Source organism: Haloarcula amylolytica JCM 13557 (assembly GCF_000336615.1).
Taxonomy (GTDB): domain Archaea; phylum Halobacteriota; class Halobacteria; order Halobacteriales; family Haloarculaceae; genus Haloarcula; species Haloarcula amylolytica.
The window spans coordinates 313,234-334,710 of record NZ_AOLW01000015.1; the positions used below are offsets into that span (position 1 = coordinate 313,234).

Genomic DNA, 21,477 nt, shown 5'->3' on the forward strand with positions numbered 1-21,477 from the left:
CTCAGACTCTCCTGTCGCTCCGCAGTATCGAGCAGTCAAGTCCGGCCGCGGACGACAGCCCAGATCAGGACAGGCGAAGCGAGTCAGCGAGCGCCATGACGCCCTCCTCCGCACGAAGCCGGCGCTGTCGCTCGGCGCCGCTTTCGCGGTCGTACAGCTCCCACAGTCCGTCGATACCCAGCCGGTCGCTTTCCATCTCGACCAGTTCCTCGACCGAGCGCGTCGTCGAGAGGTCACGCGATATCAGTTCCGCGGACTGGCCGTGGCGGATCGCGCGCCACTTGTTCTCGTCGAGGAACTCCCGGCGGAGTCGCCGGTCGGACTCCCCGTCTTCGTAGCGCTCGGCGAGATCGACGACGAGTTCGCGGACGTACTCGACGAAGGCCAGCACCCGGTCCGGGTCGGCTTGCCCGTCCGGAGCACGTACCTCGACAGTACCGTGGCCGGAATGGGGCCGAACGTCGAACCAGAGTTCGCCGCGGTCGTCGATACTGCCAGTTTCGAGCATCCGCCGTTCGTAGGTCTCGAAGGCGTCGTAGTCGTCGAACGCCGTCGGCATCCCGGTGTTGGGCAGGCCCTCGAATATCTTCCCGCGGGCGGACTGCAGCCCGGTGTCGAAGCCGTTCCAGTACGGCGAGTTGGCCGACAGCGCAAGCATCAACGGGAGATGCCAGCGGAGTTCGTTCGCCACCCAGACGGCCTTGTCGGCGTCGTCAACGCCGACGTGGACGTGCAGGCCCGCGGTCGTGTTGCGGTGCTGTGGGTACTGGATTCGGTCTAGCTGGGACTTGTACCGGGGCTTCTCGGCATGTTCGAGTTCGCGCCATTTCGCCAGCGGATGCAGGCCCGCCGCCGCGATACCGAACCCGTTCGCTTCGGCGTGGTCGACCAGCGCATCCCGGACTGACCGAAGATGCTCACCAGCGTCGGTCGGGTCGTCGATACGCGGCGTCTGCGTCTCGATAACGCACTTGAACAGTTCGTGGTCGAGCCGACCGTCGAGAACCGCAGGCGGCTCCGTCTCGTAGACGAGTTCGTCCGTGCCAGACGTCGGGCGACCGAACTCGTCGACGACGTAGAACTCTTCCTCGATGCCGAGCGTCCCCATCCGGGTAAAATGCTCGGCAGATCCCGTCGCGTCCATTACTCAGCACATCGGAATCGACCCGGTAAAGCCTTCCGTCCCCGCCCGCTCAGCCCGCACAACTGGATTCCGTCTCGGGCGATTCTCGCGGGCGGTACCAATCCCAACTAGTCCTCTCGCGGCCGGGCAACGATACCGAGGTGGTCCTCGTGGAACGGGTCCAGACGCGCCGTCTCAAGCAGTTCGTACTCAGCGCTGAGTTCCGTACGCACGCTGTCGAACACGGCGTCGGGGTCGGCGGTCACGTCTTCGCTTCTGGCTTTGATAGCCGCGAGGAGTCGCCCGTCGTCAGTCAGGAACTGTTTGTTGAGCGTCGCCACCCGGGCCTGCCCCCTGGTCGCCACGTCCTGCACGACGACGTCGACCGGTTCGACGACGTGGGCGTAGCTCTCGGGCTTGCGTGCGTCCTTGAGCAGCGGGAAGAGATTCCGCCGGCTCTCCGCGGCGTCCAGCAGTTCCCGCACGGGCCGGGGCGCGAACTCGACGGCGTAGGTCGGGCCGCCGAAATCAGCGACGTGACTCACGGTCGTCCCGGCCGCCGCGCCGAGGTACAGGACGGTCTCGCCGCCCTCCAGACCGGTGTCCATCCCCTGTTCGAGCATCGCGCCGAGCTTCGAGCGGTGCGGGTCCCACCGCCGCCAGTCGCCGTCGGTCCGCTCGCCGTACACCGGCTGCCCCTGCGTGGCGAGGCTCGTCTCGCCGTCGAAGTCGTGGCGCTCGACGCCAGTCGGGAGCGTCATTCGTCGCCCTCCTCGGCCCGCGCCTGAATCCGTTCGATTCGTTCGTCGAGTTCCGCCTGCAAGTCCGGCCGGCGGTCGCCGCTATAGTGGTCGATACGGGCGGCAATCGAGAGCTTTCCGGCGAATGCCCGCGCTGCTGACCCGCGGTCCTCACGACGGGTCCCGCGCACATACTCGTGTGTGAAGATGACGCCGTGTTTCGGCGACGGCGCGTTCCCTTTGAGGTGGGCGAACAGCGCGTCCTCTGCACCGAGAACCTGCACCGTCCCGCTCGGTTTCTTCGCCAGTGCTTCGAGCCCGCCGGCCAGTGAAATCAGGCGGGCCGCAAGCACTGGCCCGGCCAGCATCGAGAGGTTCGGCGCGACGGCGGGCGCGGTCCGCTCGATGTACGCCCGGAGTGAGTCCGCCTCGTCAGCTAGCTCGGCCGTCTGTTCGGCGAGTGCCCGGAGTGCGGTGTCTCCCTCGTCCTCGTCGGTCCGGTCGGCCAGCGAGCGGGCGTACTCGACGCCGCTCCCGCTGTCACCGTGCCGGCTCCCGCCCCACTCGGCGACCCGCTCGGCGAGTTCGTTGGCCGTCCGCTCGCAGTCGGCCATCGCCCGGACAGCGTGGACGAGCTGCTGATCGTCAGCGCCCTCCCGTTCGGCGACCGCCGTGCTGGTGGCCGCCATCGTCACCTCGTGCAGGCGGTCGTAGTAGGCCGCTTCGTCGTCTGCGAACCCCGCCTCGACGGCCTGCTGTGGCCAGTCCTCCGGCGTCTCGGCTCGCCCGGCCTCTATCTGTTCGACAGCGGCCGCGTCGTCGTCCGGGTCCAGCCCGGCGAACCACCCGTTGCTCATAGCCGTGTGTGTACGCCCGACGCGAAAAAGTGACCCGGTTAGCGCCTGCGAAACGCGTCGGATCTCGCTTTCGATCCGGCCTCAACGCATCCCTGGCGGCGGACCACGGTCCCGCGGGTCGTCGTCACCGTCGTCCTCTTCGAGGTCGATACCGGCCTCCTTGCGTCGGCGAATCACTTCCTGCAACTGCCGATAGTAGTACAGCGTCCCCACGACGCCGATAACGGTGGCGATGGCCGACAGGCCGCCGAACAGCCACAGGTCGCGGTCGAGGTAGTACCGGACGACGATCTGGTCGGAGGTCACCTCGTCCCAGCGGATGACCTGCTGACCGTCGACAGTCTCGGACTCGTAGCCACCGGGACTGATCCGCGAGAGGAACGGAATCCCTGCCCCGGTATTAGGCGGAAGGACGACCGTGTACGAACCGTCCTCGACGAGCGTCGGTGAGCCAAAGCGCTTGCCAGTCCGAGCGACCGAGTAACCCACCTTTCCGGAGACGTTCCCGGAGAGATTGACTGTCGTTCGCTGGCGACTCTCCGAAGCGCTCAGCGAGGAGTTTGCGGGGCTAACGACTGTCCCGTTCGCGTACCGGAATCGAAGCGCACTGATGGGGACGCTCCGCTCGCGCCCGAGGCCGTCGACGGTGTACACGTCGAACGTCGTTTCGTTTTCGACGGCGTAGACGGCAGTGTACTTCGACTCCTCGATGACGATTGTCCCGTCAGCGGAGGTGTTCCAGTCGTAGCTCGCGTTCTCGTTCAACCGCTCCGGGTCGACCTCTTCGGAGCCGAAGAAGCCGCTACACCCCGAAAGGGCGACCAGTGCGAGAACGGCGACCAACAGGAGGTGACGGCGTTTCATAGCTCGAAAGTCAGGGCACGATTGCCAGCAGCTCCGACGGCATGTACTGCCCGATGTCGGCGAGCAGCCCCGGCGGGTCGGTGTCCGGGTTGCAGATGATGCTCTGTTCTAACAGGCCGATTCGTTCGACAGTGACGATGTCCTGTGCGTGGCCGGCGCGGTTGACCGTCGCGCGCGCCTCAGAGCGCGTGACGCTGTTCGCGTTGATGCGACCGTTGTCGCCACGGGTCCACTCGTACAGGCGGTCCTGCTCGACCTCCGCGAGGCGTGCTGGGTCGCCGGCGACGAACCGGAGCGGGAGGTGCTGGACCAGTCCGAACCGTTTCCGGATCTGGGTCGGCGTCCCCTGCCCGAGACCGAGCTGATCGGCCGGAATCCGGACCGTCTGCCCGAAGCCGACGTCGAGGACGAACCCGTCCTCGTCCCAGCTATCGAGCGTTCCGACGTACGTCTCGCCGTCCTCGTGGTCGGCGACCATCTCGCCGAACTCCTCGCGCAGCAGGTTCTTCGCGACGGTCTCGTCGGGGCCGTCGACGGTCACCGTCGGGAACTCGTCGTCCCGGAGGCCGATGTCGTACTCCACGTCGAGGTCACCGAGTTCGTTGCCGACCATCGAGCGCAGTCCGTCGAGCGTACGGTCCCGGGCGTCGCCGGCGACGTACACTTTTGTACCGAGAACGACCATCAGGCTTCCACGTCCACGTCAGCGTTCAGTTCGTCTCTGAGCTCGTCGATGCGGTTCTCCATCGCGGTGACGAGACGGGTGTTCTCCATCGTCTCGACCTGGTTGCCACATTCGGGGCACTCGAAGCCGAACTCCATCGCCTCGCCGAACTCGAAGCGGATGCCGCAGTGCTCACAGAGGTAGAACTCGTTTTCCCGCTCGTACTCGCGGCGCTCTTCGAGGCCGTCGAGCAGGCGGTACATCTCCTCTTGCAGTTGTTCGGGGATCTTCTCGTACTGGAACGTCCAGAGGTACGTGAGCCACCCGGAGTCCTCGTCGCGGAGCCGGCGGTACGTCGCCAGGTCGTTCTCGTAGAGGATAAACAGCGCTCTGCGCACGTCGTTCAGTTCGAGCCCGAGCTCCTCGGCCAGTTCCTCGTCGGTCACTTCGCCGTCCGGCGGCGCGGCGGCGACCGGCATCCCTTTCGGTCCGACCAGCTCGTGGAGGTACTTCTGTATGACGGGGTCCTCCAAGAGTTCCTCAAAAGCCATTACCCGCACATCCGGGAGTCATGTGGTTAAAACCATCGGGTCGTCCTCTCTCGAACGCTGACGCAGAGGGCGGGGCCATGATGCTGTCGGGGAGTTCCCGATGTGCCTGCAGACGGGCAACAACGACGGACAGCAGTCGCTTCTTCGTTCCACTGAAACCGAAAGCGCCGTTTCAACTGCGAAAAACCGCTATTCGATTTTCTCGACCGAGGTCCGACAGGAGGAACAGGTCTCTTTGTCGATAGCGACGAAGACGGAGTCACAGGAGGGGCACTCGTAAAGATTCGATTCAGGTTGGTCGGCCGCGTCCGTACCGCTATCGCCGGCAGAGCTGGCCTGAACGCGTTTCTCCGTCACTGTTCCGGCCTGTGGTCCGTTGTCCGACTGCCGCTTCCCACCCGATAGCGCGTCCGATACGGATTTTTTGATTTTGTCTAGCATCGCGAGTTGTTACAATATACTAGTCACTTGTATTACTTTAATAGCTGTGATTTCCCAGACAGTGACAACTCTAGTCGGTTTTCCCCTGACGAGCTGTCAGAGGCCGTCGAGCGGTCGCGGCGACGCCTGTTCGTATTCGATAACGTCGAACCCGTCGTGGGACTCCCGGGTCAACTCCGTCCATTCCGCTCCCAGGTCCGGGAAGTAGCGGTCCCCATCGTTGCGCTCGTGGATGCGGCTGAGGAAAACCCGGCTTGCGAACGGGAGGAACAGGTCGTACACCGCCTCGCCGCCGATGACGTAGGTGATCGGTGGCGAGTCGCCCGTTCCAGTGCCGTCACCGCTGAACGCCTCAGTCGCGCCGGCGCGGGCGGCAGCATCGACGGCTATCTGCGGCGTCGTGGCGTACTCGACCGTCTCCGAGTCGGCGCTCCGGCTGTCGTCACTCGTCAAGACGACGGTGTAACAGTCCGGGAGCGGGTCCATCGAATCGAACGTCCGGCGGCCGAGGATGACCGGGTGGCCCGCGATGCGGTCCTTGTACTGGCGCACGTCCTCGGGATAGTGCCAGGGGACGCCGCCGTCCAGGCCGATGACGTTGTTCTCGTCGGCTGCGACTACGAGGACCAGTTCGGTGTGGGGTGCTGTCATTTGTAACCAAGTGCCTCCAGTCGGTCGTCGAGCGCCCCGGCGAACTGTGTGTCGGACGCGTCCTCGAACTCGGTGTATCCGTCGAGCGGCGTCGCGATATCCACGTCGGCGTACCGGTCGCTGTCGAAGTGGTTCCGGACGACAGCGGCGTCGATATCGCTGTCCTCGGTCGTACCCCCACAGCCCTTGATGACAGATTCGTGGGCGCTGTCGCCCCACGCCGCCCGCTTTCGGACCTCGTCGCCGGGCCGGTCGTGGTAGACCAGTCGGGCATGCTTCGCAAAGGGTGCGGCGTCGCCACAGATTCGCTCGGCTTCCTCACGCATCGCCGGGCCGACGGGGGCCTGGGACGCGACGACGGTCCCGTTCGGCGAGGCGAAGGCCGGGCCGTCCGCGTTGCCGTCGCCGAGCGCCATCGCGCGGACGGCGTCGGGGAAGCGGCTGAGCGTCGCCAGATCGGTCACGCGGTGTCCGTGCCGCTGGCCGGGGGCACGGACGACGAGCGGGACGTGGTACATCGCGTCGTGGGTCCCGATACGGTGGCTGACGGCCGGCGGTTCCTCGGGAATCGCCGTCGGTTCGCCGAAGCCCTCGCCGTGGTCACCGGCGAAGACGACCAGCGTGTCGTCGAGGACGCCCTGCTCGTCCAGTCCGCGGATGAGCGTCTCGAAGATGGCGTCGGCCTGCCGGACCGCGCCGTCGTATATCTGTTCGAGAATGCTGGCAAAGCCAAGCGACAGGTTCCCCGAGAGGAACTCCCAGTGCCACTTGAACCCCATCGACTCCTGGAGTTCGCGGGAGCGCTCGTCGCTCCACTCGTCGTACTCGGCGAGCGGTTCGTACGGGCGGTGGGTGTCCATCAGATTGATGCAGGCGGCCCACTCGCTCTCACGCTCGTCAATCCACTCCAGCGTCCGGTCGGCGTACCAGAAGCCGTTTGGCCAGTCGCCCAGCGAGCCGTTCGTCTCGTAGGCTGAGTCGTACTGCTCGGGCGAACCGACGGCGGTTTGAAACACTTCGTCAAGCCCCGACTCGTGGTCAGTCAGGAACGGATTGTCGGAGAACAACCCCGTGTCATAGCCCGCTGCTGCCAGTTCCTCGAAGATCGTGTGGCCGGCGTCGAGTCTAGCGCTGTGGTCGACGCCGTGTTCGTGGACCTCGTGGCCCGTGAACAGACTGACGTGGCTGGGGACGGTCCAGTTGCTCGGGCTGCGAGCCTGCGTGTACACCGTCGCCTCCTCAGCGAAAGCGTCGAGAAAGGGCGTCGTCTCCCGGCGATAGCCCAGGACGGAGGTGTTCCGGGCGCGGAGACTGTCGGCGACGACGACCAACACGTTGTGACGCGACATCTGCACCACAGTTAGCGTCGAGCGATAAAAGGCCCGCGGCACAACTGCGTGGGTATCGCTACTCGTCGGGGTCGACGACTCGTTTGCCGGTTTCCTGCGGGACGACGACTCTCTCGGGGTTCTCCCACTCGCGGTCCAGTTCCCGGCCCTCGAAGAGGCGGTCGAGGAAGACGGCCAGGGAAGCGACTTCGGAGTGTGGCTGGTTGGTGACGCCGACGTTCCAGTCGGCGTGTTCGTAAACCTCGAAGGGGACTTTCTCCGCGCCGACGACGACAAGCAGTGGGTCCTCGGCGTGGGCCTCGCGGACCTCGTCCTCGATATCCTGCACCGGTTCGCCGTACATCGTCAGATGGACGACGCGACCCTCGAAATCGCGGATGAGCCGCTTTGGCTCCTCGGTCGAGGCCACGTCGAAGGGGCCGCCAAAGCGGTCGGTGATGTCGATGACGGTGTCGGCCTGATTGCGTGCGGCGTTGGCCAGCACGACCTTGTCAGCCCCGAGCGCGCGAGCGGTCAGCCCGACATGGGTCGTCATCCGCTCGTCCCGGCCGGGCCGGTGACCCAGTCGGAGCACCGTCACCTGCGGCGACTCTCTCATCCGTCGCTCCGTGCCGCTTCGATAGCTGACCGGACGGGCTCATAGGCGATTTCGCTCCACTCGACCCGCTCGTCGTTGACGAACACCGTCGGAGTCCCCTGAACGCCGCGGTCGATACCAGCATCGCGGTCGCCGGAGACTGTCGGGCGGTACAGTTCTCCCGTCGCAGCCGCTCGAACCGTTTCGCCGTCGACGTCCAGCCCCTCCGTCAGTTCGGCGTAGGTGTCTGGGCCAAGCTGGTTCTGGTTCGCGAACAGGCGCTTGGAATACGTGAAGAAGGCCTCCGCGCCGACGTTATCTTGAACGGCGCGCGCGGCGCTTGCGGCCTGCCACGAGACTTCCTCGTCGACCGGAATCGGGAAGTCGTGGTGCTCGTAGCGGACGGTTCCGTCAACGAGGTAGTCGTCGCTGAGCTGCGGGAAAACGGACTCCGAGTAGGTCGCACAATGTGGACAGGCGTAGTCCTCGTACACTGCAACGGTCACGTCAGCTTCGGGGTCGCCCGCGACAGGCGTCGAGAGCGGCTGGCCGGGAAGGGGAGTTGCCGTCTCCGTTGTCCCGGCTGATTCCGACTCCGAGCTACCGCCGGAACAGCCGGCGATCGCGCCGACAGCGCCGACGGTGGCCGCCAGCAGCCCGCGGCGAGTGAATCGAGTCATAGCCGACTCTCACAGGGGAAGCTATAAAACGACGTTGTCATCCGTTACTTGCCTACCGACTCCGCCGGAATCGGCCGCGACCACAACGTTTTTTCTCGCATGGGAAGCATCGCACCTATGGACGTATCAGAGAAACGAATAGTCGTCACCGGCGGGGCGGGCTTTATCGGGTCGCACCTGGTCGAGCGCCTCGTTCCGGACAACGACGTAGTGGTCGTCGACAACGAAGCGAACGGGCAATCAGAGTGGGTCCACGAGGACGCGACCTATCTGGATGGTGACCTCACCGACCCCGACGTCGTCGCCGAGGCCATCACGAGCGATGTCGACCTCGTCGTCCACCTCGCGGCGTCGAAACTGGTCGACACGGACACGCCCCGCCGACAGTTCGAGGACAACAGCGACATCACGTACAACATCCTCGAACGGATGCAGGAGGCCGGCGTCGAGAACCTCGTGTTTACGTCGTCATCTACTGTGTACGGCGAAGCGCCGCGGCCGACTCCGGAGGATTACGCGCCGCTCGAACCGATCAGCGTCTACGGTGCGACGAAACTCGCCGAGGAGTCGCTCGTCTCGACGTACGCCCACAGCCACGACATCCAGTCCTGGGTGTTCCGGTTTGCGAACATCGTCGGCCCGCGCCTGCGCGGCGCGGTTATTCCCGATTTCATCGAGAAGCTCACCGAAGACTCGTCGACGCTGACGATTCTCGGCGACGGCCGCCAGGAGAAGTCCTACATGCACATCTCCGAGTGCATCGACGCGATGCTGTTCGCCGTCGAACACGCCGACAAGGACCACAACGTGTTCAATCTCGGGACGCGGACCACCACGTCAGTCGACCGCATCGCCAGCATCGTCGCCGACGAAATGGACATCGACCCCGAGTACGAATACACCGGCGGTGACCGCGGCTGGACCGGCGACGTCCCGCGGATGCGCCTCTCCGTCGACAAACTCTCGGCGCTAGGCTGGGAACCCGAACAGTCGAGCGACGACGCGGTGCGGCAGTCGACCCGCGAACTACTCGAAGAACTCTGAGCGCGGCGTCAGGCTGGGTACGTACCGTTCAGCTGCGCTTTATCGACGACGTGGCCGCTGGCCGCGTCGTACACGTCGTCCTTGTCCGCTGCCGGCGAGAGGTCGAGCGTCGTGTCTAGTGCGTACAGCAGGAAACGGTACGTGTGCTCCCGGTCCGGCGGGCTCGGACCGCCCCAGCCGACCTCGCCGAAGTCGTTCTGTCCCTCTGTGGCCTCGTCGGGCCGCCATCCCCCCGGAATCCGGTCGATATCCGGCGGGATGTTCCAGATGAGCCAGTGGTCCCACACCTTCCCGGCCGGCTCCTCGGCGTCCGGGTCGTCGACGATGAGGAGGAGCGACGACGCGTTCGACGGGACGTTCTCGACTTCCAGCGGGGGGTTCGTGTTCGCTGCCGAGTAGCCGTGTTCCTCGGGGATGCGCTCGCCGTCGTCGAAGGCCGGACTCCGGAGCTGTAGGTCTGCCATGTACGGATATTTGACAGACAAACACAAAAACGTCGTCCCGGCAGCCATTTGCGGCTCCGCGCCGAACCGCCGGACGTGCAGGTCGTGGGCTACCGCGCACGGGTCGACGAACACGCCGCGCTCCTGTTAGCCGAGGACGGGAGCGTCACTACTGAGCGACTTGACCCGGGAACCGAACTCTCCTATACGCTCGGGGAGCGCCACTGCGCCGGCGCGGTGGACGGGGAGCAGCATTTTCGATGCGACAACGACCCCGCGCCGTGCTGTCCAGAACACACGGACATCTGGCCGTGTGCCCGCTGTACCGGGGACTGCAACAAGCCGCTCGAAACGTGTGACGAGGAACACGCGGTGTATCTGGCGGCGTTTGCGCCGGACGTCGTCAAGGTCGGCGTCACCCGATCCTGGCGACTGGAGACCCGCCTCCGCGAGCAGGGGGCCGACAGGGCCGCCCACCTCCAGACCGTCGCCGACGGCCGAATCGCCCGGCAGGTCGAGGCCGACATCGCCGTCGAGTTGGGGGACCGGGTCAGAGTACCCACCAAAATAGCGGGCTTCGACCAGTCCGTCGACACCGACTGGTGGGCGTCGCTCTGTGAGCGCTACGACCCGCTGACAACCTACGATTTCGAATACGGGCTCGACCTCTCGGACCGTCCGATGGCCGAAACCCTGGCGACGGGGACTGTCCGGGGGACGAAGGGGCGAGTCGCCGTGCTTGCGAACAACGGGAGCGTCTACGCCGTCGACCTCCGACAGCTCGTCGGCTACGAACTCACAGACGGCGGAACGGACCGCGATCTCCAGTCGAGTCTCGGCGCGTTCAGGTAACACGCGAGACTGGCGTCGCTGTAATCCGCACTTGTCTGTGCAGAAGACATTTAGTGGCGGCTGTTGCCCATCCTCGTGTGCGACGTGAAACCCTCCTGACCGGTGGCGTGGTCGCGGTCGTCCTGGCCATGCTCATCGGCGCAACAGCGGTCCCCGGCGCGCTCTCCGAACCCCAGGACAACGTTCGCGAGAGCTATCTCGACCTCCGCGAGACGACCATCGAACCGGCGTCGGTCGACGGCCAGACAGTGACGCTCTCTATCGACGCTCGGCTCTCGCACCGCGGCGGTCCCGCCGAGAACGTCACCGTCGAGACGCGGGCCATCGACGCGGACACTGGCCTCGTCGCGACGACGACGCGGCAGTCGGTCGGCACAATCGAAGGGGAACGAGAGGTATCGGTGCGGTCGAACATCACGGTCGAGCGGGCGGGCGGCTATCGGATCGACACAATCGTCTACGAGAACGGGAACCGCGTCGAGACCGGTCAGCAGTCGGTTCAGAACGTCGACGCGCTCACGCCGGCGTACGCCCGCAGTACCGTGACCTTCCAGCGGTTCGAGAACGCCGGCGTCCCGCTCGATTCCATCACCTACCGAATCGACGGCGTCTCGGACAACCGGACGACACTGAACGTCTCAGTGTACGTCACGAACGCCGGCAACGACCCGTCTGATGACCTCTCGCTCCGGCTCCGAGCGCGGCAGGCCGACTCGAACGTCATCGCCGACGAGTCGACCGTGCGGGTCGGCCAGATTCGACCCGGTCGGACTGAGATCGTCAGAACCCAACTGACGGTGCCTGACGGCTACAACTACTGGCTCGACGGCATGCTGCTCTCCGACAGCGTCATCGTCGGGACGGAGAGCTCCCCGGCGAACCTCCATCCGACGGAGCGTCTCCAGGAGAACGAAACCCGACAGGAAGTCGGCTTCCAGTCCAGCGACTTCGAGCAGGACCGCCCCGAAGAACGAGAGATGGACGGACCACAGCAGACCGCGGCCGGGGAAGGTCCCGGCTTCACGGCGCTGATCGGACTGATTGCGGTCCTCGCAAGCGCGCTCCTCATCGCACGGAGACAGACCAATGAGTGATACCTCCAATACCGACACAGTGGCACAGGATATCGACGCGGAGACCGGCGATACTGTTGACGAGTCGGACGACGACTCCGGTCCGGCAATAGCTGTCTACGCGCAGTGGGCAGTGTTCGCTATTCTCACGCTCGTTGCGCTCATCGCGACACTGCAGTTCTACTTCTCCGCGTCGTCGGCGATTGATACGTTCGTCACTGACCGGTATCGACCGCTTTTCAACGCGGCGTTCAACCTCGCCGTGGTGCTCGCCTGTGGGCTTGGCCTCTCGGTGCTGGTCCGACGGCTCGCCTGAGCCCGATACCATCCATATCAAGCGCCCGCAGTCGCCGTTTCAGTGTTCCGAGGTCTCAGACGAGTTGCAGCGCCATCGATGATCTGAGTCTGGCTAACTGTACCGGGGCGACGACCCCCCGAAGACGGCACGATTCTCCGGACCAGCGTCCCTCGCTGGCCGGCCGTTTACGCGGCCTGTCTTCGGACGACAACCCTTTTCAGCGGGCCAACCAAAACCGGGCGTATGGCAGACGACGAACCCGAAAACGCTGACGAATCGGCGGACGCGACCGAGGACGGCGGCGAGGAGAAGTCCTTCCGCGAGCGGGTCGAGGAGATCCGACAGCAGCGCGCCGAGGAGCGCGAAGAAGGCGAGGGCGACGGCGAAGAGATGAGCCGCGAAGAGCGCATGGAAGAGATGATGGGCGGTGGCGGCGGCCCCGGCGGCATGGGCGGGGGCAACCCCTTCGCGCAGATGATGGGCGGCATGATGGGCGGCGGCCCCGGCGGTCCCGGTCCGGGCGGCCCCGGCGGCATGGGCGGCGGCCCGCCAGGGCAGCACGAGGAATCGGGCAGCAGCGACAACGAAGAGCTCACCCGCGAGATGCGAAAGCTCCGGGACGAAGTCCACGACATGCGACGCTCACTCGACCGCATCGCCGACGCGCTCGAAGACTAACGGAACACGACCTGCCGACGTTTTTGCGGCCGAACGGGACAGAGATATCTGCTCCTGATAGCTAGCGTCGCTCATCATCGAACGGTGGCGAGGCGACGGCCGTCTCTGTGCGGCTGCCAGTAAGACTGCAAAAGGACGCCCCGCCAGTCGCTACACATCGCCAAACGAGACGCCGGTGATTTCGAAGCGTGCGCCGCCGTCTGCACTGTCGCGAACGCTTATCTCCCAGCCGTGTGCCTCTGCGACCTGTCTGGCGATACTCAGCCCGAACCCGGTCCCCTCCGTGCTCGTCGAGTAACCGGCTTCGAACACCGCCTCACGGTCCTTCTCGGGGATTCCGGGGCCGTCGTCCGCGACGAAGAACCCGTCGTCTACCGCCCCGACCGTCACGGTCACGTCCGGTCCGGCGTGCTCGACCGCGTTCCGAACGAGGTTCTCGAATAGCTGCTTCAGACGGCTCTCGTTTGCCAGGACGGTCCGGTCGATATCTGTGACGAGCGTGGCATCGGCCGTCTCGACGTTCGACCAGCAACTATCCACGAGCAGTTCGAGCGCGACCGGCTCCCGGTCGGTCACGGTCTCACCGTCGCGTGCCAGTGTGAGCAGATCCGTTATCAGCGTGTCCATCCGCTCGTGTGCCCGCTCGACAGCGGCCAGATGCTCGCTCTCGCACTCCTCGCGTGCCAGTTGCAGTCGTCCCCGGGCGACGTTCAGCGGATTCCGCAGGTCGTGCGAGACGACGCTGGTAAACGCTTCGAGCCGGTCGTTGTGCTGTTTGAGGTCCCGCTCGCGGTCGCGTAACTGTTCGGTTCCTTCGATCTGGTTGAGCGCGCTGGTGACGTGCCCGGCCAGAATCTCCCCGAGGACGACGTCCTGCTGGTCGAACGCCGCGGCTGTCTCTGATCCGGCCAACAGGATTCCGTGCCCGCTGAGGGGGAGAAATAGCTCGCTTCTGACCGGCGTGTCCTGGTTATAGACGTCCCGATCTGCATGGACGTCATCGATAGCGAGTGCGTCGCCGGACTCGTAGACGCGCCACGCGATGCTGTCTCCCGGCCTGAATGTTGGCAATTCGTCAACTATATCATACACTCCGTCGGAGGCGGCGATCGGTTCGAGGGTCCGTTCGTCCGGGTCGTAGAGGTGGATCGTGTTCGCTTCGAGCCCGAGCACGGTGCGCGCCGTCTCGACGCCGATCTCGGCGACTTCCTCGCGTGTGTCTGCCTGAAGGAGGTCCTGTACCGACTCACTGAGCGCTTTGAGGCGGTGTTCGTGTTCCTTCCGTTCAGTAATGTCCTGCTGGAACCCGACGTGGTTGACGACTGTGCCGTCGTCGTCGCGGACCGGGGCGATAGTCACCTGATTCCAGAACATCGTTCCGTCCTTCCGGTAGTTCCGGAGTTCGACCGACACGGGTTCGTCCTCGTCAACGGCCGCTCGCATCGTGTCGACTGGCTCGGACTCGGTCTCCTCGCCCTGCAGGAACCGGCAGTTTCGGCCGAGGACCTCAGACTCCGTGTAGCCGGTCAGCTCCAGAAACCGCCTGTTCGCGTAGGTGATCGGGTTATCCTCCTGTTCGGGGCTGGTAATCGTAATCCCGACCGGTGCCTCGTCCATGGCACGTTTGGTTCGGGCGAGTTCCTGTTCACCGTCTCGCTGATCGGTGACATCCCGGACAGTACAGACTAACTCACCACGGTCGGTCCGCGCGAGTACGTGGTCTTCGGTGAACGTGCTCCCGTCGGCGCGGAGCCCGGTCGTCGTCCCGCTCCAGTACCCGGTTTCTTCGACAGTCGGCATTATCTCTTCGTGGACGTGTGGAACATCCGTATCTTCGTACAGCAGCTCCCAGTGTTCGCCGACCATCTCGTCCGGTTCGTAGCCGTAGAGGTCGGCGTAGGCCTCGTTGACGAAAATGAACTGGCCGTCTTCGTCGAGGATGCTGATCCCCTCCTGTGCGGTCTCGATAGCATCGAGCTGGCGGTTACGCTCCCGCTTGACGCGCTGAGACTCGACAGCGTTCGTGATTCTGTTGGCGAGCACCGCGTACTGGTCGGTGCCGCTCCCCTTCTGCAGATAGTCGGTGACGCCGGCCGAGATCGCGTCGCTGGCGATCTCTTCGGAGCCTTTGCCGGTGTAGAGAATGAAGGGGAGCGAACCGTACTTCTCACGGACGGCTTCGAGGAACTGAATCCCGTTCCGGTCGGGCATGTCGTAGTCGGAGACGACGCAGTCGATGTCGGTGTCGGTCAGGATTTCCAGTCCCGCCGCGGCGCTCGTCGCGGCCTGCACGTCCAGCCGGTCGTCCTCGCGTTCGAGAAACGTCGCCGTCATGTCGGCGAATCCCGGCTCGTCGTCGACGTGGAGAATACGCATCGTCCCAGCGATATCAGTCATAACTTTGCCCAGTAGTCACACATTACAGGACGCCGAGTTAAAAGACCGTCTCTGTGCTCAGAAGGTGACATATCGACGCCGTTAACGGTCATTCTGGGATATATTTCGTCCCGAAGAATATCACACTTTTCTGATATTTTCTGTCTGTTGGCTGCTTCTATCCCTGACCGACCATCTCGTCCTCGTCTTCCCACTCCTGTTCGCGGAGTTCGTACTTCTGGACCTTCCCAGTCGCCGTCGTGGGCAGTTGCTCGACGAACTCCACGCGGCGGACGACTTTGTAGGTCGCCAGTTCTTCTCGGGTGAAGTTCCGGAGGTCCTCGGCCGTCACGCCCGGGTTGTCGGGGTCACCGGAGTTCGGGACGACGAAGGCCTTCGGCGTCTCGCCCCACTCGTCGCTCGGCGCGGGGATGACCGCGACGTCGCTGACGGCGTCGTGTTCGTAGAGCGTGTCCTCCAGTTCGATGCTGGAGATGTTCTCGCCGCCTGAGATGATGATGTCCTTCTTGCGGTCGCGGATGGCGATCATCCCGTCCTCGTCGACTGTCGCCAGGTCGCCCATGTGATAGTAGCCCTCGACGCGGTCGGAGAAGGCCTCCTCCGTCTGTTCGGGCTTGTTCCAGTAGCGGTCCATTACCTGATTGCCGCGGACGACGACCTCCCCCAGCGTCTCGTCGTCGTGTGGCACATCGTTGCCGTCCTCGTCGACGACCCGGACATCCGTCCCGAGGTAGCCGATGCCCTGGCGCTTCTTGACGCTGAAGCGGGCGTCGCTGCCGTCCTCGAAGAAGCGGCGAGCGTCGGAGGTCGTGACGAGCGGGCCGGTTTCGGTCGCGCCGTAGACGTGTTTCAGATACCAGCCGAAGTCGTCCTCGACGGTTCGGATGACGGCCTCCGGCGGCGCGCTGCCGGCCGTCGCGATGCGCACGTCGTTGGCACCGGTCGTCTCGATCTCCCCGTCGTGGTCCTCGTAGCGGTCCGCAAGGATGTTCAGTACCGTCGGCGCGCCACAGAGATAGGAGACGTCTTCGGTCCTGACGGCGTCGAAGATGCCCTCGGCGTCAACGCCGCGAGTGCAGACGTGTTTCGCGCCCATGCCGGTGACCGAGAAGATGTGGCCCCAGCCGTTGACGTGGAACATCGGCAGCGTCCAGAGGTAGACGTCGTCGTCCGAGATCTCCTGGTGGAGCGCGACGATGTAGGCATGGAGCGTCTCGGTCCGGTGGGTCCGGCAGACGCCCTTCGGGTCGCCGGTGGTTCCGGACGTGTAGTTGATGGTGATGAGGTCGTCCTCGTCCATCTCGGGGCGCTCGTAGTCGGTTCCCGCCTCCTCGATGATCTCGTCGAAGGACTCCCAGTCGCCGTCGACGGCGTCCGTGTCGTTGGTCACGAAGATGTCAGTGGGAACCTCGTCGCGGATCGGCTCGATTTTATCCGCGTACTCGTAGTCCGCGTAGACGGCGTCGACCTCGGCGTCCGAGAGGATATATTCGAAATCGTCCGGCACGAGCCGGTAGTTCAGCGGCGTGTGGACCGCGCCCAGTTGCATGGTCCCGTAGGCCGCTTCGAGCTGGTAATGCGTGTTCGGGTCCAGCACGGCCACCCGGTCCCCCTTCTCGATGCCACGGGCAGCCATCGCCGCCGAGAACCCGTCAGCTCGCTCGCCGAACTCGTCGTACGTGAACCGCTCACCGGTCGTGGCGACGACAGCCTCTTTGTCGCCGTAGTATTCCCGCGCCCGGTCGAGAAAATCCGTGGTCAGCAGTGGCTTATGCATCTCAGGCTATCGTATGGTTAATCATGATAAAGTGGTTGTGATACACCCCTGATCTTGCTGTCACGCGAACGGGTCATATTTTGGGTATCGGTCGAACCACAGTCGCTTTGGGGATAGCGTCCCCAGATTTCACCAATGAGTACAGCGACGGCGGACGTCTCGAAGCGGCAGGCGTGGGTGATGGCCGCGCGGCCACAGACACTGCCTGCCGGGGCCGCGCCGGTCATCGTCGGGATGGGGCTGGCAGTCCACGCCGGCGTCTTCGCTCCATTGCCGGCAGTCACAGCGCTGGTGGGCGCGCTGCTCATCCAGGTGGGAACGAACTTCGCGAACGACTACTACGACGCGGTGAAAGGGGCCGACACCGACGAGCGCGAGGGGTTCACCCGCGTGACGGCTGGCGGCCTCATCGACGCTGACGAGGTCAAACGAGCGATGATCGCGACCTACGGGCTCGCAGTCGTCATCGGTATCTATCTCGTCGCCGTCGGCGGTCTGCCCATCGTCGTCGTCGGCCTTTCGGGTATCGCCGCCGGGATTCTCTACACCGGCGGTCCGTTCCCCTACGGCTACCGCGGCCTGGGCGACCTGTTCGTGTTCGTCTACTTCGGCCTTGTCGCTGTTACCGGGACCTACTACGTGCAGGCCGTTGCGAGCGCAAGCGGCGTCGGCACGTTCCCGATGACGCTACCGCCGGGGTCGGTCACTGCCGCCGCCATTACAGCGAGTCTCCCGGCGGCCGGCCTGTCGACCGCGATTCTCGTCGTCAACAACATCCGCGACCGGGAGACGGACCGCGCCGCCGGCAAGAAGACGCTGGCCGTCTATCTGGGCTACGGGTGGAGCCGCGTCGAGTTCCTCCTGATGGTCGGGATGGCCTACGTCGTCCCGGTCGTGTTCGCCCTCGACAGCCAGTACGGCCTGCCGGCACTGGCCCCCCTGCTGACGCTACCACTGGCGGCGATTATTTCGAAGACAGTCCTCACACAGACCGGCGGCGACGCATTGAATCCGACGCTCGAACGGGTCGGGCAGACGCTGTTCGTCCACTCCGTTCTGTTCGCGCTGGGACTCGCTGTCCCACAGCTACTATGAAGGTCGACCCGTTCTCGCTCCCGCTCTCGAGTCCGCTCGCCACCGCCCGCGAGACTATCAGCCAGCGTTCAGGGTTCGTCGTCCGCTACAACCACCGCGGCGAAACGGGCGTCGGCGAAGCCACGCCGCTCCCAGGCTGGACGGAGTCGCTCGACGACTGCCGGCGCGGGCTCGACGACGCGGCCACGGTTGCAATCGACGGCGGCCACACCGACATTCTCCTCTCGCTCGACGCCGCGTCCGTCCCCGCCGCCCGGCACGGCTTTGCGACCGCGCTGCTGGACGCCGACGCCAGGGCCGACGGCGTGCCGCTGTACCAGTGGTTCGATTCTGACAGGCGATGTGACCGGGTTCCCGTCAACGCGACGGTCGGCGACGGGTCACCGGCCGAGACAGCCGACGCCGTCGAGCAGGCTGTCGAAGCCGGCTACGACTGCTGTAAGCTCAAAGTCGGGAAGCGCACCGTCGACGAGGACGTCGCGCGCGTTCGGACCGTCCGCGAGCGGGTGGACGACGACGTGACGCTTCGCGCCGACGCCAACGGTGCGTGGTCCCGCGACCAGGCCGAGAACGCCTTCGACCGCCTCGCGCCGCTGAACGTGGCTTACGTCGAGCAGCCGCTCCCGGCCGACGACCTCGCCGGGCACGCTTCGCTCCGGGGCAACGGCGTCGGCGTCGCGCTCGACGAGTCGCTCGCCGACCGCCGGGTCGACAGCGTGCTCGACGCCGACGCGGCCGACGTGCTGATACTGAAACCGATGGTGCTCGGCGGCCCCGGCAACGCCCACACGCTGGCGCTCCGGGCCCGCGAGCAGGGCATCGAACCGGTCGTCACGACGACCATCGATGCCGTCGTCGCCCGCCTCGCGGCGCTGCACGTCGCTGCCGCGATTCCCGACGTCGGGGCCTGTGGCCTGGCGACCGGGGACCGACTCGCTGCCGACCTCGCAGTGGACCCGACGACAGTAACCGACGGGACGATGTCGGTCCCCCAAGAGACCGGCATCGGCCTGGACCCGGCGGAGGTGGAAACGGATGCATGACCCGATCGATTGGCCGACGAAGGACCTCGTCACCCATCGCGCCGACACCACGCCCGACCGGACGGCGATGGTCGCGGCGGACTCCGGGAACGCGGTCACCTACCGGGAACTCGACGCCGATATCGATGCGGTGGCTGCCGAACTCGACCGGCGGATCGACGCCCCNCTCTTGCCGACCCAGCCAGCGGTCGGGACGGTCCTGTTCGCGACGATGCGACTGGGCGCGACGCTCGCGCCGCTAAACGTCGAACTCGACGCGGAGACGCTCCGAAGCCAGCTCTCGACGGTTGACGCTGACCTGCTGGTTTGCGGGGACGGTACTGCTTCGCTGGCGGCCGAAACAGCCGATTGTCCGGTCGTCTCCGTCGACGAAGGCTTGTCTGGGGCGGCGGCGACAGACCACGAGCCTGCGGACATATCTGCCCGCATGACACCTGCGGATCTCTCCCGGACGGACACACAGCTCGTCATCTTTACTTCGGGAACCACCAGCGAGCCGAAGGGCGTTCGACTGACCGTCGGGAACCTCGTCGCCAGCGCTGTCGCGTCCTCGTACCGCCTCGGCGTCCTGCCTGCTGACCGCTGGCTGGTTTGCCTGCCGACCTACCACATGGGCGGGCTGGCCCCGTTCGTCCGAAGCGCGCTGTACGGCACCGCCGTCGTCGTTCAGCGCTCCTTCGACGCCGAGGCGACACAGCAGGTCATCGCCGACCGGTCAGTGACGGGCGTCTCGCTGGTGCCGACGATGCTGTCACGGCTGCTTGAGGCGGGCTGGGAACCGCCGGCCTCGCTTCGCTTCGTCCTGCTCGGCGGCGGGCCGGCCAGCGAATCACTCATCGAGCGCTGTCAGGAACGGAGCCTCCCGGTTTGTCCGACCTACGGGATGACCGAAACCGCCTCGCAGATAGCGACGGCGCGACCCGAGACGGCGTTCGAGCACAGCGGCACCGTCGGCCAGCCCCTCGTGTTCACCGACGTGACGGTCGTCGCTGATGGCGAACCGTGCGGCCCCGGCGAGCGAGGAGAAATCGTCGTCGACGGGCCGACGGTGACACCGGGCTACCTGAACGGCGACGGCGGCTCGTTCAGCGACCACGGGTTCCGGACCGGCGACATCGGCTACCGGGACGCGGACGGCCATCTCTGGGTCGAGGGTCGTGTCGACGACCAGATCGTGACCGGCGGGGAGAACGTCGACGCGAGCACGGTCGCCGCGGCGATTCGCGACCATTCAGCAGTTGCCGAAGCGGCCGTCGTGGGGCTCTCCGACGAGGAATGGGGCCAGCGCGTCGCCGCGCTGGTCGTCGGGGACATCTCGCCCGCGGCGGTTCGCGACCACTGCGCCGAGCGACTCGCGCCGTACGAAGTCCCGAAGACGGTTCAGATCGCTGACGCGCTCCCGCGGACGGCCTCGGGGACTGTCGACCGGTCTGCGGTTCGGTCGCGGCTTTATGAAGATGGCGAATCTGGCGACTCAACCCAGTAGTTCGGGACGCCGAGCCAAGCGGTTTTCTACGTCCGCAGTGTATGCAGTCCTGTGTGTACAATCGTCCTCGCGTGGCAGGTCTTTGACGACACGCCGGTCGCGGTCGCGGCGAACCGCGACGAGCGGCTTGAAAGGCCGTCGCAGCCGCCACAGCAGCGTCACTGGGGCAGTCGCGTCGTCGCGCCGGCCGACGAAGAGGCCGACGGGACGTGGATCGGCTACAACGAGCAGGGGCTGCTGGCAGCGGTGACCAATCGCTGGGTCGACGCCGATCTAGCTGGCGACCGCTCGCGCGGGCTCCTCGTCCGGGACGCGCTGAGCCACGAGAGCGCTGAGTCCGCTGCCCGCGCCGTCGAACAGGCGACCAGAGACGCCGAGTACGACGGTTTCAACCTCCTGCTGGCCGACGAGAACGCCGCCGTCCTGCTGGAATGGGACGGCCAACTCGCGGTCCGGAACTTCCAGCCCGGCGTTCACGTCGTCGTCAACGTCGGCGCGGACGGCGACTACCGGATTCCGGCCCACCGTCCCGACGCCGGCGAGGAGCAGGCGAACAACGCGACGCGGCTGCGCGAGGCGCTGGTTCCGGAGCCCGGTGAATCCGCCGACGAGTGGATGGACCGCGCGGGCGACACCATCAGCGACCACGAGTACGGCGTCTGCGTCCACGGCAACGGGTTCGGCACGCGGTCGTCGTCGCTCATCACGCTGGGTGCCGACAGGGAGTATCAGTACGCAGATGGGCCACCGTGCCGGACGCCCTACCGCCCGGTCGAAGGTCAGATTTAAGCGGC

At 65.5% G+C, this 21,477-nt stretch carries 23 protein-coding genes; 9 read left to right on the forward strand and 14 right to left on the reverse strand.

The features are described from left to right. Positions 1 to 64 precede the first annotated feature (64 nt). The 11 genes from C442_RS07470 to C442_RS07520 form a co-directional block, all read right to left on the reverse strand. Positions 65 to 1,144, reverse strand: coding sequence for a glutamate--cysteine ligase (locus C442_RS07470; RefSeq protein WP_008309198.1), 1,080 nt, complete (start codon positions 1,142 to 1,144; stop codon positions 65 to 67). Positions 1,145 to 1,251: 107 nt separating this feature from the next. Beyond that, entirely contained in the window at positions 1,252 to 1,884 is a 633-nt protein-coding gene (locus tag C442_RS07475) for a fibrillarin-like rRNA/tRNA 2'-O-methyltransferase (RefSeq protein WP_008309199.1), read from the reverse strand. Next, positions 1,881 to 2,720, reverse strand: a complete 840-nt coding sequence (locus C442_RS07480; protein WP_008309200.1) for an NOP5/NOP56 family protein — start codon at positions 2,718 to 2,720, stop codon at positions 1,881 to 1,883. Before C442_RS07480 ends, C442_RS07475 begins: the two co-directional genes overlap by 4 nt. Positions 2,721 to 2,801: 81 nt before the next feature. Then, entirely contained in the window at positions 2,802 to 3,584 is a 783-nt protein-coding gene (locus tag C442_RS07485) for a DUF5803 family protein (protein ID WP_008309202.1), read from the reverse strand. A 10-nt stretch (positions 3,585 to 3,594) separates the two neighbouring features. Next, the gene (locus C442_RS07490; RefSeq protein WP_008309204.1) at positions 3,595 to 4,269 is read right to left on the reverse strand and encodes a DUF2110 family protein; all 675 of its coding nucleotides are present in this window, start codon (positions 4,267 to 4,269) and stop codon (positions 3,595 to 3,597) included. Beyond that, positions 4,269 to 4,799 (reverse strand): transcription factor E, encoded by a 531-nt coding sequence (tfe, locus tag C442_RS07495; RefSeq protein ID WP_008309207.1) that lies wholly within the window; start codon positions 4,797 to 4,799, stop codon positions 4,269 to 4,271. The genes C442_RS07490 and tfe overlap by 1 nt, the downstream gene beginning before the upstream one ends. A 189-nt stretch (positions 4,800 to 4,988) precedes the next feature. Beyond that, complete coding sequence (locus tag C442_RS07500) at positions 4,989 to 5,240, reverse strand: hypothetical protein (protein WP_008309209.1); 252 nt, start codon at positions 5,238 to 5,240, stop codon at positions 4,989 to 4,991. 96 nt (positions 5,241 to 5,336) lie between these two features. Then, positions 5,337 to 5,891, reverse strand: a complete 555-nt coding sequence (locus tag C442_RS07505; RefSeq protein WP_008309211.1) for a dihydrofolate reductase — start codon at positions 5,889 to 5,891, stop codon at positions 5,337 to 5,339. Beyond that, complete coding sequence (locus tag C442_RS07510) at positions 5,888 to 7,240, reverse strand: sulfatase (protein WP_008309212.1); 1,353 nt, start codon at positions 7,238 to 7,240, stop codon at positions 5,888 to 5,890. The genes C442_RS07505 and C442_RS07510 overlap by 4 nt, the downstream gene beginning before the upstream one ends. A 58-nt stretch (positions 7,241 to 7,298) precedes the next feature. Then, positions 7,299 to 7,838, reverse strand: a complete 540-nt coding sequence (locus C442_RS07515) for a tRNA (cytidine(56)-2'-O)-methyltransferase (protein WP_008309214.1) — start codon at positions 7,836 to 7,838, stop codon at positions 7,299 to 7,301. Continuing rightward, entirely contained in the window at positions 7,835 to 8,497 is a 663-nt protein-coding gene (locus C442_RS07520) for a DsbA family protein (protein WP_008309215.1), read from the reverse strand. The genes C442_RS07515 and C442_RS07520 overlap by 4 nt, the downstream gene beginning before the upstream one ends. 117 nt (positions 8,498 to 8,614) lie before the next feature. On the opposite strand from C442_RS07520, the gene C442_RS07525 reads away from it, so the two are divergent. Next, complete coding sequence (locus tag C442_RS07525) at positions 8,615 to 9,541, forward strand: NAD-dependent epimerase/dehydratase family protein (protein ID WP_008309217.1); 927 nt, start codon at positions 8,615 to 8,617, stop codon at positions 9,539 to 9,541. Between the two features lie 8 nt (positions 9,542 to 9,549). Here C442_RS07525 and C442_RS07530 read toward each other — a convergent pair whose 3' ends face one another. Beyond that, positions 9,550 to 10,005, reverse strand: a complete 456-nt coding sequence (locus tag C442_RS07530; RefSeq protein WP_008309218.1) for a YbhB/YbcL family Raf kinase inhibitor-like protein — start codon at positions 10,003 to 10,005, stop codon at positions 9,550 to 9,552. Between the two features lie 48 nt (positions 10,006 to 10,053). Here C442_RS07530 and C442_RS07535 point away from each other — a divergent pair, with 48 nt between their 5' ends. From C442_RS07535 to C442_RS07550, 4 genes are all read left to right on the forward strand, one after another. Continuing rightward, positions 10,054 to 10,836 carry a DUF2797 domain-containing protein gene (locus C442_RS07535; RefSeq protein ID WP_008309219.1) on the forward strand — a complete coding sequence of 261 codons (783 nt, stop codon included), beginning with the start codon at positions 10,054 to 10,056 and terminating at the stop codon, positions 10,834 to 10,836. Positions 10,837 to 10,913: 77 nt separating this feature from the next. Further along, positions 10,914 to 11,930 carry a DUF7490 domain-containing protein gene (locus tag C442_RS07540; RefSeq protein WP_049942889.1) on the forward strand — a complete coding sequence of 339 codons (1,017 nt, stop codon included), beginning with the start codon at positions 10,914 to 10,916 and terminating at the stop codon, positions 11,928 to 11,930. Beyond that, entirely contained in the window at positions 11,923 to 12,225 is a 303-nt protein-coding gene (locus C442_RS07545; protein WP_008309221.1) for a hypothetical protein, read from the forward strand. Before C442_RS07540 ends, C442_RS07545 begins: the two co-directional genes overlap by 8 nt. A gap of 225 nt (positions 12,226 to 12,450) precedes the next feature. Further along, the gene (locus tag C442_RS07550; protein WP_008309222.1) at positions 12,451 to 12,885 is read left to right on the forward strand and encodes a hypothetical protein; all 435 of its coding nucleotides are present in this window, start codon (positions 12,451 to 12,453) and stop codon (positions 12,883 to 12,885) included. Between the two features lie 150 nt (positions 12,886 to 13,035). Here the strand turns inward: C442_RS07550 and C442_RS07555 are convergent, their stop codons facing one another. Further along, positions 13,036 to 15,282: a hybrid sensor histidine kinase/response regulator gene (locus C442_RS07555; RefSeq protein ID WP_008309224.1), complete on the reverse strand. Its 2,247-nt coding sequence runs from the start codon at positions 15,280 to 15,282 to the stop codon at positions 13,036 to 13,038. A gap of 157 nt (positions 15,283 to 15,439) precedes the next feature. After that, positions 15,440 to 17,059: a long-chain-fatty-acid--CoA ligase gene (locus tag C442_RS07560; RefSeq protein WP_008309226.1), complete on the reverse strand. Its 1,620-nt coding sequence runs from the start codon at positions 17,057 to 17,059 to the stop codon at positions 15,440 to 15,442. Positions 17,060 to 17,194: 135 nt separating this feature from the next. On the opposite strand from C442_RS07560, the gene C442_RS07565 reads away from it, so the two are divergent. From C442_RS07565 to C442_RS07580, 4 genes are all read left to right on the forward strand, one after another. Beyond that, positions 17,195 to 18,154, forward strand: coding sequence for a 1,4-dihydroxy-2-naphthoate polyprenyltransferase (locus C442_RS07565; RefSeq protein ID WP_008309228.1), 960 nt, complete (start codon positions 17,195 to 17,197; stop codon positions 18,152 to 18,154). Next, a complete protein-coding gene (locus tag C442_RS07570) occupies positions 18,151 to 19,197 on the forward strand; it encodes a mandelate racemase/muconate lactonizing enzyme family protein (RefSeq protein ID WP_008309230.1) in 1,047 nt (348 codons plus the stop codon). The genes C442_RS07565 and C442_RS07570 overlap by 4 nt, the downstream gene beginning before the upstream one ends. Beyond that, the gene (locus C442_RS07575) at positions 19,190 to 20,683 is read left to right on the forward strand and encodes an AMP-binding protein (RefSeq protein ID WP_008309232.1); all 1,494 of its coding nucleotides are present in this window, start codon (positions 19,190 to 19,192) and stop codon (positions 20,681 to 20,683) included. The genes C442_RS07570 and C442_RS07575 overlap by 8 nt, the downstream gene beginning before the upstream one ends. Before the next feature lie 51 nt (positions 20,684 to 20,734). Beyond that, positions 20,735 to 21,472, forward strand: coding sequence for an NRDE family protein (locus C442_RS07580; RefSeq protein WP_008309234.1), 738 nt, complete (start codon positions 20,735 to 20,737; stop codon positions 21,470 to 21,472). The last annotated feature ends 5 nt before the right edge of the window (positions 21,473 to 21,477 follow it).